This window comes from Tardiphaga sp. (genome assembly GCF_028290495.1).
Taxonomy (GTDB): domain Bacteria; phylum Pseudomonadota; class Alphaproteobacteria; order Rhizobiales; family Xanthobacteraceae; genus Tardiphaga.
In genome coordinates, this window is record NZ_JAQGJT010000166.1 from 1 (window position 1) to 13634 (window position 13634).

Here is a 13634-nt window from a genome sequence, read left to right on the forward strand (position 1 = left end):
CCGGGCCGGGCGTCAAGAATGGGCCGGCGCTGGCCGGACACGGCGCCGAGGCGGTTCGGGGCGCGATCACACGCACCATCACTACCTTGCCGGCAGAACTGCGCCGCTCACTGACCTGGGATCAAGGTGCGGAGATGGCGCAGCATGCGCGTCTGAAGATTGAAGCCGGCGTCGAGGTCTAACGCCAGCGGCAACTTTGACATTGAACGGATCGGCACCGGTTTGATGATGAGCATGTCATATCAAGATTTATCCGGCATGAGGCCGTACATTAAATCCATCGGCAGCAAGGTCCTTATTCAATGCGGGGCCGCGCGGACGCCCGGCATGACATATTAGCTTTAAGCATCCATTTTCCTTGACTTGTTGCCTATTCCCCATGGAACATAGGTGTTCACGCTGGGGGGCGGAATGGGACACTGGGTAATACCTAAAATTACTAGCGGATTGCTGGCAGCCACGCTGATAGTTGGCACATCGCAACGAGCCGCAAGCCAAATGCCGGAGGCGTTTGGGCAGATATTCCAAGAAGTGCTTCGGCCCGCCGCTCAGGATGCACTCCGCAAAGGTGGTTCAGCGGGCCAGCCTTCATCTGGCGCGAGCAGCCTCCGACTGTCTGGAAACAATCGCTGGCTCGTCTTTGCAAGCCGTCGAACAGCGAACGAAGCGCTTGACCTTGCTCGGGAATTCTTAAACCGCTTTCCCAACGTATCGGTTATGCAGTCGAGCAATGGATGGTACGCCGTCGTCAGCGGACCAATGAACGTTCCGGACCCGCGCTTGGCGAAAGAAGCGCTTCTGCGAAGCGGGGGCGTCCCAACTGATGTTGGATTCAGCACGGGTGAGAATTGGGTCGCACAGATAAGCCTACCCGTGCAAAATTCAGCTTCTGCGCCTAAGCCCGCACCATCTCGAAGCGAGCCTTTGAATGCGAAAGCCGCCGAGGAGCGGACCAGCTTTGATACTGAGGCGAAGCGGACTGCTGACGCGAGAGCAGCCGAGGGGCGCGCAAGGGCGGACGCTGAAGCGAAGCAGATCGCTGACGCGAAGGCTATTCAGGAATGGGGCAGAGCGGCCGGGGATCTTCAGAGAGTTGCGAAGGCCCGATCCGCTGAGGAGCGAATTATAGCAGAGGTCGAACCTAAGGGGCTAACTGCTGAAAGAATGCCAATTGACAACTTATTCAGCGATGGATTGTGGCAACGTGAGTTTGAGGGGGCGACGAGCGGAGGCGTTTGCTCCGCGAAAGGCGCAGTAAGTTTGTATGAAAATGGAATTGAGCAAGCGTGCGGAACCCAAAATGTTGGGTGTGAGAAAACATCAAACGTTTCCATTCAAAAGACTGGCGAAAATAGTTTCTACCTTACCGTTCGTGTGCTGGGAGGTAACAGAGTTTTATACAGACAAAAAGCGGTCCGCAGTCCAGATAAACTGAAGGTAATGCTTGAAAAAATCGAAGACTTCGACGGCCGAGGGAGGTCTAACTCCGCTGAGGCTGAGCTAAATGAAACGCAACAATCGCCATTCCACAAATGCCAAAATATGTCTTTTGCGGAGTGGCGTGCTGAACAGGTATCGGCAACCGCCCGTCGTCAGTCCCGTGACGCTGAAAAAAAGCTTCAGTATCTCGAACGGGAGCGGCAAGAGCTTGCTCGTTTGCAAAGCCCGCCAACTCAGGACGATTTGAGGCGTTTGGGATTTGAACACCAAGGTCTCGGTTTACGGGGAGCGTCGGAGTGCGTTCAGGCAGTCGAGCAGCGATATACGGGGCGTGTTACGGACAAGTATGACGAGAGTCGGAGCATATGGAAGGTCGCACGGGTCATGGTACTGAACGATGGAGAAAGAGTTGGCCTCGGGTACAGTCTCTATGGGGGACGCCGGTGGCTGCTTATGGGTGTTCAAATAGGCGATTTGAACAGATATGGTATCACCAACACGCGTGATCTGGGCGAAATGCACTGCGTGTTCAGTTCAGAAAATAATGTGATGGCTATCGAGAGGCCAAGATCGTAGAGGCCATAGAAAGCTGCATTCCGAATCGCGGAACGGGCAGAGCCATCGCCGACCTTTTCGGCATTATCTTTTCATCGAAATTTTTGGTTTCGCGTCTAAGCTTGTGTCATAGCCTGCGCAGTTTCACTTGATCCGACTTATAGTATTTGCTGACACGTTGTACGACCGCCCCAACTCTCTGACGGACTGGCCTTCGGCCTTTCGCTTTCGAACTTCCGCTTGCTGATGCGGCGTCAGCTTGTGTTTGCGGCCCATGCGGACGCCACGAGCCTTTGCCCGTTCGCGGCCCTCGGAGGTGCGTGACTTGATCAATTCACGTTCGAACTCCGCTAGCCCGCCAATGACTGTCAGGATCAAGCGGCCCGCTGCCGTAGTCGTGTCGGCCCAGCTTTCCTGAAGTGATACGAACGATGCGCCGCGATCTGCGACCGACTTCAAGATGGTGAGAAGATCGATAGTTGATCGAGCTAATCGATCCAGCCGAATTACGACCAGGGCCGATCCCGGTCCTAACTCTTGAATAAGCTTGCGAAGGGCTGGGCGATCTGAAGCCGCACCACTCGCGGTCTCTTCAACGATGCGACTGCAACCGGCTAACCGAAGTTGATCGACTTGGCCGTCCAGCGATTGGTTGGTCGTGCTTTTCCTAGCGTAGCCAATTTTCATGCCCTATTATGACACGGATTTATGACACGCGCAAGCCATTGATTTTGCGCTGAATGGTTGGCGTCCCATAATTGCTGAATTATGGGACGCTATGCAGTTCATTGTGGAGAATGGCAATGACTGAGATGAGCCTCGAACGTTTCGGGCTATTGGGGGCAATGTGGAAGAATCGGAAGAACTTCAAGAGTTCATTGTCTTTCCAGAGGAGGCCATCAGATATTTTCCTCTTGAATGGCAGAAACATTTACATGCGCTCAAGGAAGAAGGCCAAGGCATCCTGGAATCAGCGGATCACAATCTTAAAATCTTGAACCGCCTCGTTCATGCGTTTCCAACTATGGCCAGTCTCCGCTACATCCATCATCGGCTCGCCTCCACCAAGTTTGAAGCGACGATGGAGTGGGCGCTTGAAAATGACATGCTGATATTGGCGTTTGTAACGACATACGCTCGTCTGGTTGAAGGCGGCATCGGTAGTGGTGTTTCCCGTGGTTCTTTACCCGCAGTGCTTCGCCCAGTGCACGACCACATCATCTCACTTCGCAATAAACGCTACGCTCACAACGTCGGTCACGCCTCGATTACGGGAAGTATGGAGATTGGCTTCCAAGGCGGGGCATTCGACATAAGCGTGAATTTTAACATGAGTTTCCACGTAGGTGGTTCCCTCGATTGGAAGCCTCTCGTTGAGTTTCTTGACGGCTTGATGTTTGATCGACTTCAAGTCCAACTTAAAAAGTTGAAGGAGAAGACTGGCCGCGAATGGACTTTCCCTAATGGTCCACCACCAAAGTGGGCCTCGCCCAAACAAAATACATGATTTATGCTTCCACCCGATCAGCGGCGATGGGCGGCGCGTGATCACGTCCGAAAACGAGCGATAGCTTCGGTTTCACCGACGCCCTCGGCGGCTCGTTCCTCGGCGTAAAGGGATCGGGCGAAACTATCTATCCTCGGCCAACACGGATGGCGCCGTCGGCAGATTTGAATGCGAACGCGTCGGCCGCGACATCTGTCCGCCATTCCTTGATGCGCAGCGTGTATTGCGGCATTCCGGTAACCGCCTTGTTGGTGATCACGTACTTATGCGGAATCGGACGCGCGCCGAGTTCGACCCAGATCTGCCAGTCATTATCGAGGTTTCGAAATGCCAGATGCTCACATTCAACGCCGTCGATGTGATCGATCGCCCGCTGACGCCGCTAAGTTATGCCGGCGTTGCCCGGCGCACGACGCGCCGGGCCGTAGGCGTCGGTGTGGTCGCGGGCGGCGTTTACGGGGCGGCGGTCTATGGAGGGGCGGTCGTGGTCGCACCCCCGGTGGTCGTCGCGCCCCGCTGCGTGCAGGCCGTCGATCCTTACGGGCGACTTTACACGCGCTGTTATTGAGACACTGAGACGAGCGATCGGATGTTGGAGCGACGAACATGCGTTCAATAAAATTGCCGCTCTGGCTCCGGTTCGTACTGCTTGCTGGCATCGTCATTCTTGCGTCGGCCGCGGGTCTGTTTTCCTATCGCTATTATACGCATCCGGTAACGCTGACAGTGGCTGTCGGCTCCATCGATGGCGAGGCGGCCAAAGCCATGTCGGCCATTGCCAGCCGGCTAGTTTCTACCAACGCGTCGATTCGGCTGAAAGTGGTCGACACCGGTACGGCGCTTGAAGCCTCCAAAGCATTTGCCGCCGGCAGCGTGAATCTGGCCGTAGTGCGCGGCGACGTCGGCGATCTGTCGCAGGCACAGGCGGTCGGCGTCAAATAGATCCAGTTGCCATATTCATCCATGAAGCTCAGCGTGGTGCCGTTGTAAAATGCGGCCGCTCCCGGATGCAGGGCGAGATAGGCGTCGGCGTCAGTGCTGGGCGCCGTAATTTGCGCGAAAATCGGCTGCTCGACCAACAGGTCCCTGCGCACGCTCATGATCGTCTGGGTCAGGGTGGCAACGAGGTCGGACCCGAGCTTCTTGTTGGCAACCAGATACAAGGCGGTCCGCAACGTCGTCAGATCGTCGTCAGATCGTCGTCAGGAACCGGCGGAGCTCCGCGCAGCGTGCCTTTCGGCAAGTCATAGCTTTCATAGGCTCGCTCGGCTTCCGCGATGGCCCCGGCGGAGTCGATCGAAATCAGCACCGGCGACAGTTTCGGACTTTGCTGGAAAAATCCGCGGACCAGCGTCAGATACTTTTGTGTCAATGGCAACACAACGAGCAAGGCGCTGACCTGTTTCGACTGGATGGCATTGCGCGCATCTGCCAGAGCGATGTCCTTGAAGGCCTTGGCACGGACCAGCCCGTATTCCTTGCACAGGGTATCGACAAGTTTGGACCTCGGTGGCGTCGCAACCTTACACCCAGAAATTTCCAGGCGCCCGCGAAGATCTTCAGCTTGTCCATGCTATCGATTGACGAGCCCGTCGCCCATGTGGTTGCGCTGATCATCGCGCCAGTTTGCTTCTCCTCCACTCAAGCGGCTCCGCTTCGAACATGGTCGTAGCCAGGAAATCGAACTAGCCTTGGCCGACGAGGGACTGACGACGGCAAGCGCCCCGGCGTTGGCCGCGGCCGTCGCGCTCGGCACCCGGACCTCAAAGCAGGAAGAACGTCCCGGCGATCGCTTCGCGATGTGGGCTGAACAGGCGGCGCCATTCGTCGATGTCGAACGTTACGTGTCGGACCTGCAGACGTATCGTGAGCCTGCCCTGGCCGACCGCGAGGCGATCATCGTCGAGCGCATGCTGGCATTGCCCGGCCAGTTGACGGAAACCGAAAGTCTTTTCGAGCAGCGGCATTTGTTGGCGGCAATCGGAACGGCGCTGGTGGGAACCGGCGCCAGTGCAGAACGCATGGATCTGGAGGCGAAGCGCCTTATCGACGCCGGTCGCGTGATCCAACTCGGGCGCGACAAACTGGGCCAGCCGATTTACTCGACGCATGAGCAGATCGCACTCGAACGCGAACTTCTTGCCCTCACCGAACGTGTTCTCGGTCGCCGCCGCTCAGCCCCTGACGCCGCTCGCGTCGCGGCATTGTGCCGTGTTCGTGGGTTGACGGGCGAACAGACCAGGGCCGCCCTTGCCGCGACGACCAACGCGTCCATCGCGGTATGCGAAGGCGCGCCGGGCGCTGGAAAAAGCACGCTCATCGCGGCAGTCGCGGCGGCCTACCGCGAGCTCCCTGGATCGCGGCTGGTGGGAACGGCAACCGTGAGATCCAGCGTGCAGGTCTTCACGTGCAACCGGCTCAACCGACCAGCCAGCCACTCCAGGCGCCGCTCCGGCTCAACGAGTGCGCCACGGCGTTCCGAGAGCGACAGATCCAATCGAAGCTGCGCGTCGCACGCTTTAGTATCGAGAAAGAGCTTGGTCTGCTGGCGCGCCCGGGACGATGCCACGACGATGTCGGAGCGGTTCATGGATGGGCTCAGCAGCACAAACGCGTGCTCCGTCGTGGCACCCTGGCAACCGTAAATCGTGGTGGCATAAGCATGGCCCAGGCGCGCCCGGCCCAGCTCATCCGCGATCTCCGAGAGCTTGAAGTGCGCCAACCGCGCGCCGATGACGACGTGCATGGTCGGATCGACCGTGTCAGTGCGGTCGATGTGCGTCACCGTCGCCATCGTGCCGTTGATGACGCCGAGTTCATCGTGGCGGAGCGAAAATCGGACCCGGTCACCCATCGCGAAATGCAGCGTCTGGGCATTTCCGGATCGCGAAACTGCGCTCACCGCCAGTTCCGGACCTCGGATGAGCTTCGACGCTTTCAGGCGGGTGCGAACCTCTGCATTGATTGCGTTCACCTGCGCGTTTGTCTTTCCGAAGCCGATCGCCACCGGATGTTCGTTGCCGGATTCATCAGGATTGCGCCCTATGTCGGGGTCGAGGAGATGTTTCGCGCGATGCTGCAGGAAGATGCTGCTGCTGTCGACGAAGCCTTCCGCGTCGAGTGGGAACGCCGCTGCAAAGAGTTGATTCCGCACGGCTAATCTTAACCGTGCAAGCGACTGGAAAAATGAGGTCTTCCCATGATTCGGGGAGGCCGATAGACTCTTCACAGTACAGCGTAAGGACTGAAAAATGGCTCGCAAGAATCTCCAGGCGGCGGACGTCGTCACGGCCGAGCCGGTCCCGCGGCCTCGTAATGTGCTCATTTATGGACGGATCAGCACGGAAGCCCAGAGTTTGAACAAACTCAGCATGATGGATCAAATCGCGCAAATTACCGGAAGGTGCAAGCGCGATGGGGACAACATCGTCGGCATTTTTCGTGACGAAGGAGAGACCGGCACCAATATGAAGCGTGCGGGCTTCGAGTCGATGATCGCGCGAGCGACCGATGGGACTCGAACGATCGACGCAATTCTCGTGTTCTCCTTTTCTCGCGCTTTTCGCAATCAGGTCGAGCAGGAATTGACTGTGCAGACGCTGCGCAAGCATCGCGTCGAGTTGATCTCTTTCGCCGAGCCGCTGACTAAAGATGATACCGGAGACATGTTCCGAAAATTCATCGGAATCGTAAACGAATATCAATCCAAGGAGACATCGAGGGCCACGAGCCGCACAATGTTGGCCAATGCGAGGTTGGGCTATTCCAATGGTGGCAACATCCCGTTCGGATACAAGTCCGTCGACTCCGACATCATCGGCAACAAACAGAAGAAGCGACTTGCCATTGAGCCGGTCGAAGCGGAGGTGGTGCGGCTTACCTTCGATCTCGCCAGGAACGGGGATGGCACCAGCGGCCCGCTCGGCACCAAAAAGATTGCCCTCTGGCTAAACGAGCGCGGCTACCGCTCCCGCAAGGGATCGTTGTTCGGCACCGGCACAGTCCACGAAATCCTGACCCGAGAGGCCTATACCGGCACCCGGCGCTTCAACGAATACGACCGCGGAGCTGGTGAGCGAAAGAAAGAGGCCGAAATAGTCGAATATGACGTGCCTGAGATCATCAACCGAGCGGCTTTCGACGAAGTTCAGGCTTTGCTGGTCTCCCGACAGCCCCGTCTCAAGGGTCCGCGGCTGGCCTCGGCGCCCTCGTTGCTCGGCGGTCTTGTTCGATGCGACTGCAAGACGTCCTGCGCACTGACCACGGCCACCGGCACATCCCGTACGGGCAAGGTCCACACCTATTACAAATGCTGCCAGGCCATCAAACAGGGACGCCACAAGCAGGATAACGGAGCTTGCTGCGCAAACCGCAAGATCGCCCGTCCGATCATCGAAAAGCTGGTCGTCGATGCCTTGGTCGATCAGCTGCTTCAGCCTGAGCGGGTCACCGCCATCTTGATGACCCTCAAGGCCCGCAGAGATGGACGCCAGGCATCCGCCGATCAGCGGCTGACGGATCTGGCAAGACAGGTCGCCGACACTGGGGAGCGGCTATCGCGGCTCTATGGGTCCATCGAGGCCGGCACCATCGACGGTACCGACCCGGGCCTCAAAGACCGCGTCGCTGCACTCAAATCTGCTCGAGACAGCGCATTGGAAGCTCTGGAGTATGCAAAACGGTCCAGCGCCCTCCCGATCGAGATCGATCCCGTTGCAATCGACCGATTCTCCCGCCTGATGCGCGAACAGCTGATCTCGGGAGATGTCGCAGCTAGAAAGGCCTATCTGAGCGCCGTGGTCGATGCGATCATCGTTTCCGACAACACCATCCGCATCATTGGCTCGAATGAAAATATCCGGGCCACCCTAGGACCGAAAGGCCAGCCTACGCCCGCGGTTCGTAAGTCTGTTCAGGAATGGTGCCCCTGGCCGGCAATCGCCTAGTACCATAACCAATTGAATTTGAAGTCACTTTTATCGTCGATTGCTGTCGATACCAGCACAAATACCAGCAGGATGACGCGCGGTACTCGCCGGCAAATACCGTTCCGGGCCCTCATCGCACCTGATCGGAATCGAACCCGGCTCGGACTTGAAATCCCGGCGGATCGATCCCGACAACTATCGCGAGCCCATAGATACGCGCGCCGGCCTTTACGCAGCGTCGGACGTCCGACCGGCTCCCGTCCGGAGATGCTCGTCGGCCAATTGACCGATTATCCGGTCCGCCAGACGATTGGCGTGCACCCGGCGCTGTTGGCCGTCGGCATCGTCTCCACCGTACGAGGCCTTCCGAAGCAACTGCAGTGCGACGACGATCGGATATTCCCAGGCCGAGAACTGGACGGCAAACGCCGTCTGGCGGATGTAATGGAGTGCGTCAAGTAGGTTGACTATACCAGCCTTTACCGCTCCATTGCTTCGTTCTTGCGCGATCACCGCCGGTCGCTGTCGATTCTGTGACCGCTAACCTTCGATCAAGATCGTGTGGCTACGCCGGGACGAGTCAGACTTGGGCCCGACGGTTTGCCGGAGGGCGGCCGTTTTTGCCAAACCCTACAGCCCTGCTGAAATCACAAAAAATGCTTTGTGAAGTGATTGTGGCCTAGGGGCTTTTGCCGGCTACTTTGTTGATCGCCGCCATCACCTGGTCCGTCGCTGTCTGATGGATCATGTGGCCGTTTTGAGCAACGCGGTGAAACGCACTCTGACAAATGTCGGAATGCAATCGGGCCGATTGCTTGTCGATGTCTATCAGCCGGTCGTCCTCGCCCGCAATGATGACTACAGGCATCTTCAACTCCCCATAATTGTCGTGGAAATGGAAGGCATCCGGAATCATTAGCGCCGACTCGGCGGCCGAAGAGCGGATTTGCGAAGGACGAAGCGCCATCTCTTTCGGGAACCGCTCGAACTTGGATGGCGCCGACTTGGGTCCGAAGATCTTTGCCATCATAAGCGGCCACATCAGCCGGCTGATCATGGGCGAAACCGTGTGACCCATGATATCGCCCACAACAGGGAAAGCCGGGGCGGACATGGCCACGACGTCCGGACGCAGGGTGGGATAGTAGTAGCCCGAGGCGAGAACTAAGCCGCGCACAAAGTTGGGAAACTTGAGAGCCAGGGCGGCCGCGACCGATGCGCCCCAGGAGTGCCCGAGTACGATGGCCTGTGAAACACCGAGCCGCGTGAGCGCGCGCTCGATTAATTGCGCCTGTGCATCGGGCGTCCAGATGACGTTCCGCGGCCGGCTGCTGTGGCCAAAGCCGGGACGGTCGATGATAATGACCCTGTAGTTCTTGGCAGCAAGATCGACCAATCCGCTGGATTCGAAGTCCTGGATCATGCTGCCGTTGCCATGCAGAAGCACCAGCGGCTCGCCGGAGCCTCGTTCCACGTAGTGCAGCCGGACACCGTCCACATCAAGGAACTGGCCGGCTGGCGGATTGTCGTGCTCTGCTTTTTTCGCAAGATGACGATTCAGAAGCGCGGCCGCCGCCAGCGCTCCTGCTGCAACAACTGCGGCGACCGCATAGGAAGGTCCCGCTGCAACGTTCCGGTTTCGGCTAACGGATGTCGGAAGCCGGCTTAATCGATTCATCGGGGTCATGCTCACACCAGGGTGGCTACACGAAATGTCGGCCACCCGACAAATGTTGCAGTGCAAGTCGAACCGCCCGCAGCACGCTTCGTTCCTCAATGGGCTTCGGACAAGTTGCGGCTTCAGGCCGCATATGAGGCCACCGCTAGAGAACTCGCGTGGTCCGTTGGCAACGAGGCACTTCAGGGAATTCGGAACAAACACCCGACTTCGCGGTTGCTGGAGTCCAATGCATGGAGGAGTCCGGAAATGGGCATTTTCACCAAAGACATCAAGACGATGGAAGATCTGTTCCTGCACCAGTTGGAGGACATCTATTACGCGGAACAGCAGCTCACGAAGGCCATTCCTAAAATGGCCGAGATGGCGACAAATGCCGACCTGAAGGCCGGCCTCAAGTCGCATGTGATCGATACGCAGAACCAGATCGAGCGTCTGAATAAGGTTTTTGCAAAGCTCGGCCAGCAGCCTAAAGGCGCGGACTGTCCTGCTATTGACGGCCTGATCAAGGAGGCCAACGCCACCGCGGGCGAGATCGAGGACAAGGCCGTCTTGGACGCGGCCATCGTCGCCAATTCTCAAGCTGTCGAGCACTACGAAATTTCCCGCTACGGCACGCTGATCGCATGGGCGGAAGAACTGGGCCATGACGACGTCGTCCGGCTTTTGACAACAAATCTCAACGAGGAAAAGGCCGCGAACACCAAGCTGAACGGCGTGGCGCTCCGCAAGGGCGTGAACAGAAAGGCTTCTGCTGCGTAGGGCGGATGCACCCCACAAACGCAGGAAAGGCCCCGGGCGATGTCGGGGCCTTTTCGTTGTCGCGTGCAAAGAGTGCGGCAACGCCCATGCCGGGATGCTGATGAGCTCTGTCGATCTCGAACGCACGAACGTTTCACTGGACAATCTGGCCACACATGCCTTTTTCGTCGTAGATCAGCGGCACATAAAATGGCTAGAATTCGTACGGTTTGCGGCGTTGTCTTCAGCCTTCTGCCTGCTGTCTCGGCAGTGCGAAACAAAGATTGATGATGTGACGGGTCGGTGACCGCTGGCTGCTATGAAGCAATTAGAGGCGTGGGTCAGCACAGATCTTCGACGCGGGCATGTGTCTCGGCATCATCAACGGCCTTAATTATCTCAGACCTGGTCCGCTAAGCGCCAAAAGGCGACATGAATGCTTGAGGCCGAAACTCCGGCGGCCTTACTCGTTGCGAGTCAACGTCGCTATCTTCCGAGCTGCCAAAGCTGCGTCGTGCCCGTCCAGTAGCTGCTTGGCGCACTCCTTAGCGGCCTCTTGATGCTCGCAGACTAGATCGACCTGGCTCTGGATATGATGTCCGGCCCTATCAGATTGGCGCGATATTCGTTCATGTTGGCGGCGCAAGCCCCGGTGAGGTTAGCCACTCGTTGATATGTGAGGTTATCTTCCGATCAACCTGCCATAGCTCCACGTCGTGCCCATCTACTAACTGCTTGGCGCATTCTTTAGGGACCTCTTCATAGCAGACTAGATCCGGCTGTGGATAATCACCGGGTCCGCAACATCCTCGGCCTCGTGCGCGGTCTCATTTCTCAAAGCGCCGCCACCGCGATCGATATCCGCGCATTGGTGGAAAGCCTCGACCATCGTATTCGGCCCCTGGCAAGAGCGCAGGACCTTTTGACATCGAGCGACTGGACGCCGCCGCCGCTGCATTCGCTGCTTTCGGCGGAAATCGAGACCTACGGCAAAGTCGAAGATCGTCTGATATTGATTGGTTCGGAAGTGATGTTGCAGCCGAGAGCCTTCACGCCGATGGCCCTGGTCGTGCACGAACTTGTAACCAATGCGCGAAAATACGGAGCGCTTTCCGTGCCGGGCGGGCAGATAACCGTGACAACATCCAGCGACGAGATTGGTAATGTCTCCGTGACATGGGTCGAGACTGGCGGACCGGCCGTCACGGCTCCCATTCGTAAGGGCTTTGGAACGACTGTTTTAGCGCAAGTGATACCGTTCGAACTGAACGGCACCAGCACGCCGCGGTATCATACGCTCGGCTACTGCTTCGACATAATTCTTCCAGCGGCAGTCGCCCAATGTGTGGAACGACCTGCCGACGTGCAGCAGCCGTTGGACGAAGGCATCGCTGCCAGCCCTGCCGACATCAAACGCTTGGTGAGCAGATGCCTGCTTGTTGAGGATAACCTATTTATCGCAGTCGACGCCGAAGACCTGTTGCGCTCGCTGGGAGCCGAAAGTGTAGTAATCGCAAATTCAGTCACCGGTGCGCTAACTATTCTTTCAACACAAGCTTTCAGTTTCGCGCTTTTGGACGTCAGCCTCGGTCCGGAGAATAGTCTGCCCATCGCACGGTACGTAAAGGCCCACTCCATTCCGTTTGCGTTTGGAACTGGCTACGGCGAAGACCTTACGATGGGCGATGCCCTTGCAGACGTGCCGATCATCACCAAGCCCTATCATCGCGTTTCAATGCTGAAAGCCTTGGAAAAACTCATCGTTCCGAATGCCGTTGCCCCAGAGCATGGTCGTTGCTCGATGTAGGTCGTAGTTCATGTCCGCTTGTTATTCGCGTCGATTTTGGCATCTCCGGGATATCTCCGCTTACGGGGTAACCGGAGCCTCGAATCATGCGGCATGAACTCACGGACTTTGAATGGGCTGCTATCAGGTCGGTTCTGCCGAACAAGCCGCGTAGCATTCCCCGTGGCGCGTCCTGAACGGCATCTTTTGGGTCCTGCGCTCAGGCACTCCTGGCGCGACCTGCCAGTATACTATGGTCCCGCACCACTTGCTATAATCGATTGCCGGCGATCACTCTCGTCATCAGCTACGCTTAAATATAGGAACGACACCCAATCTCTGGAATTATCTTCCCGAGAGGATGCACATGAATACACCGGCAGATGGAGACCCGCGCGAAACGCCTAACGACGATCCGCGCCAACAGACGGATTGGCCTTCTCATAAACAGACGAACAAGCGTGGAAGGGTAATCCTGAAAAGGAACAGCTCAACCCGAATCGGCCGGACATCGACCTCGAGAAATGGCAGCAATCCGACACGCACTAGACGGTTGGGTGCTTGGGGCCCCTGGTTGCCGCCGCGGCTCGCTCGTCGATGGCAACGCCACGCTTTGACGCAGTTTCTCGCAGCAACCTAACTCCACACGGTGCGTTGGGGGTTAAGAGGAGGCGCAAATGCCAGATGACAAAAGCCAGGGTATTGTTCGAACCGGTAGGGGCGAGGAACAACCCGCCGACAAAGAGCGGGCGCAGAAGGCGATCAAAACCGAGCAAGGCCACATGCCCGCACAGCCGGTAATCAAGAAGCCGGAGGGCAAATGAGCAACCCACAGACGACTACGAACCGGTCACTAACATGGGCTGCCATGGCGGCCCTTCGTCAAGGACACAACGACCCCTCACCAGAAGGCAGATGTGAGACCTGAGCCCCACCAGGTACGGGCCCATTTTGCCGTCAGACCAGCCACGGGCTCGCATAATCCCAGGACCGGACGAA

The 13634-nt window shown here is 57.7% G+C and carries 14 protein-coding genes and 4 pseudogenes; 14 read left to right on the forward strand and 4 right to left on the reverse strand.

Annotated elements, in window-relative coordinates:
* Together JWQ24_RS24790 and JWQ24_RS24795 are read left to right on the forward strand one after the other, a co-directional pair.
* A pseudogene (locus JWQ24_RS24790) lies at positions 1–179 on the forward strand (IS30 family transposase); the annotation flags it as partial.
* 211 nt (positions 180–390) lie between these two features.
* Entirely contained in the window at positions 391–2016 is a 1626-nt protein-coding gene (locus JWQ24_RS24795; RefSeq protein WP_299813943.1) for a hypothetical protein, read from the forward strand.
* 123 nt (positions 2017–2139) lie between these two features.
* Here the strand turns inward: JWQ24_RS24795 and JWQ24_RS24800 are convergent, their stop codons facing one another.
* Positions 2140–2682: a recombinase family protein gene (locus JWQ24_RS24800; protein WP_299813946.1), complete on the reverse strand. Its 543-nt coding sequence runs from the start codon at positions 2680–2682 to the stop codon at positions 2140–2142.
* Between the two features lie 160 nt (positions 2683–2842).
* Here JWQ24_RS24800 and JWQ24_RS24805 point away from each other — a divergent pair, with 160 nt between their 5' ends.
* Positions 2843–3502, forward strand: coding sequence for a hypothetical protein (locus JWQ24_RS24805; protein ID WP_299813949.1), 660 nt, complete (start codon positions 2843–2845; stop codon positions 3500–3502).
* 127 nt (positions 3503–3629) lie between these two features.
* Here the strand turns inward: JWQ24_RS24805 and JWQ24_RS24810 are convergent, their stop codons facing one another.
* Positions 3630–3869, reverse strand: coding sequence for a DUF2092 domain-containing protein (locus tag JWQ24_RS24810; protein WP_366521466.1), 240 nt, complete (start codon positions 3867–3869; stop codon positions 3630–3632).
* Here JWQ24_RS24810 and JWQ24_RS24815 point away from each other — a divergent pair.
* Together JWQ24_RS24815 and JWQ24_RS24820 are read left to right on the forward strand one after the other, a co-directional pair.
* Positions 3861–4070, forward strand: a pseudogene (locus tag JWQ24_RS24815) (hypothetical protein); the annotation flags it as partial. The gene JWQ24_RS24810 and the pseudogene JWQ24_RS24815 sit on opposite strands and share 9 nt — an antisense overlap.
* Before the next feature lie 38 nt (positions 4071–4108).
* Positions 4109–4444, forward strand: a complete 336-nt coding sequence (locus tag JWQ24_RS24820) for a hypothetical protein (RefSeq protein ID WP_299813951.1) — start codon at positions 4109–4111, stop codon at positions 4442–4444.
* A gap of 238 nt (positions 4445–4682) precedes the next feature.
* On the opposite strand, the gene JWQ24_RS24825 is transcribed toward JWQ24_RS24820, so the two are convergent.
* Positions 4683–4880, reverse strand: a complete 198-nt coding sequence (locus JWQ24_RS24825) for a hypothetical protein (protein WP_299813954.1) — start codon at positions 4878–4880, stop codon at positions 4683–4685.
* A gap of 313 nt (positions 4881–5193) precedes the next feature.
* Here JWQ24_RS24825 and JWQ24_RS24830 point away from each other — a divergent pair, with 313 nt between their 5' ends.
* From JWQ24_RS24830 to JWQ24_RS24845, 4 genes are all read left to right on the forward strand, one after another.
* On the forward strand, positions 5194–6147 hold the full coding sequence (locus tag JWQ24_RS24830) for an AAA family ATPase (protein WP_299813957.1): 954 nt from the start codon (positions 5194–5196) through the stop codon (positions 6145–6147).
* 17 nt (positions 6148–6164) lie between these two features.
* A complete protein-coding gene (locus JWQ24_RS24835; RefSeq protein ID WP_299813959.1) occupies positions 6165–6662 on the forward strand; it encodes a hypothetical protein in 498 nt (165 codons plus the stop codon).
* 91 nt (positions 6663–6753) lie between these two features.
* Positions 6754–8448, forward strand: a complete 1695-nt coding sequence (locus tag JWQ24_RS24840; RefSeq protein ID WP_299813962.1) for a recombinase family protein — start codon at positions 6754–6756, stop codon at positions 8446–8448.
* Between the two features lie 249 nt (positions 8449–8697).
* A complete protein-coding gene (locus tag JWQ24_RS24845; protein WP_299813965.1) occupies positions 8698–8892 on the forward strand; it encodes a hypothetical protein in 195 nt (64 codons plus the stop codon).
* 217 nt (positions 8893–9109) lie between these two features.
* Here JWQ24_RS24845 and JWQ24_RS24850 read toward each other — a convergent pair whose 3' ends face one another.
* Positions 9110–10117: an alpha/beta hydrolase gene (locus JWQ24_RS24850; protein WP_299813968.1), complete on the reverse strand. Its 1008-nt coding sequence runs from the start codon at positions 10115–10117 to the stop codon at positions 9110–9112.
* 240 nt (positions 10118–10357) lie between these two features.
* Between JWQ24_RS24850 and JWQ24_RS24855 the strand changes: the two genes are divergently transcribed.
* The 5 genes and pseudogenes from JWQ24_RS24855 to JWQ24_RS24875 all read left to right on the forward strand — a co-directional run bounded on the left by JWQ24_RS24855 (position 10358) and on the right by JWQ24_RS24875 (position 13459).
* Positions 10358–10870: a ferritin-like domain-containing protein gene (locus JWQ24_RS24855; RefSeq protein ID WP_299813971.1), complete on the forward strand. Its 513-nt coding sequence runs from the start codon at positions 10358–10360 to the stop codon at positions 10868–10870.
* A gap of 760 nt (positions 10871–11630) precedes the next feature.
* The gene (locus JWQ24_RS24860) at positions 11631–12656 is read left to right on the forward strand and encodes an HWE histidine kinase domain-containing protein (RefSeq protein ID WP_299813974.1); all 1026 of its coding nucleotides are present in this window, start codon (positions 11631–11633) and stop codon (positions 12654–12656) included.
* A gap of 86 nt (positions 12657–12742) precedes the next feature.
* A pseudogene (locus tag JWQ24_RS24865) lies at positions 12743–12916 on the forward strand (transposase); the annotation flags it as partial.
* 86 nt (positions 12917–13002) lie between these two features.
* Positions 13003–13184 (forward strand): annotated as a pseudogene (locus tag JWQ24_RS24870) (hypothetical protein).
* A gap of 128 nt (positions 13185–13312) precedes the next feature.
* On the forward strand, positions 13313–13459 hold the full coding sequence (locus tag JWQ24_RS24875; RefSeq protein WP_299813977.1) for a hypothetical protein: 147 nt from the start codon (positions 13313–13315) through the stop codon (positions 13457–13459).
* Positions 13460–13634 lie beyond the last annotated feature (175 nt).

What these genes read in the sequence shown, in the direction of transcription:
- JWQ24_RS24820 (WP_299813951.1), top strand. Translation starts at nt 4,109, where the DNA reads ATGCGTTCAATAAAATTGCCGCTCTGGCTCCGGTTCGTACTGCTTGCT.
- JWQ24_RS24835 (WP_299813959.1), top strand. Translation starts at nt 6,165, where the DNA reads ATGGCCCAGGCGCGCCCGGCCCAGCTCATCCGCGATCTCCGAGAGCTT.
- JWQ24_RS24840 (WP_299813962.1), top strand. Translation starts at nt 6,754, where the DNA reads ATGGCTCGCAAGAATCTCCAGGCGGCGGACGTCGTCACGGCCGAGCCG.
- JWQ24_RS24875 (WP_299813977.1), top strand. Translation starts at nt 13,313, where the DNA reads ATGCCAGATGACAAAAGCCAGGGTATTGTTCGAACCGGTAGGGGCGAG.
- JWQ24_RS24850 (WP_299813968.1), bottom strand. Translation starts at nt 10,117, where the DNA reads ATGACCCCGATGAATCGATTAAGCCGGCTTCCGACATCCGTTAGCCGA.
- JWQ24_RS24845 (WP_299813965.1), top strand. Translation starts at nt 8,698, where the DNA reads ATGCTCGTCGGCCAATTGACCGATTATCCGGTCCGCCAGACGATTGGC.
- JWQ24_RS24800 (WP_299813946.1), bottom strand. Translation starts at nt 2,682, where the DNA reads ATGAAAATTGGCTACGCTAGGAAAAGCACGACCAACCAATCGCTGGAC.
- JWQ24_RS24855 (WP_299813971.1), top strand. Translation starts at nt 10,358, where the DNA reads ATGGGCATTTTCACCAAAGACATCAAGACGATGGAAGATCTGTTCCTG.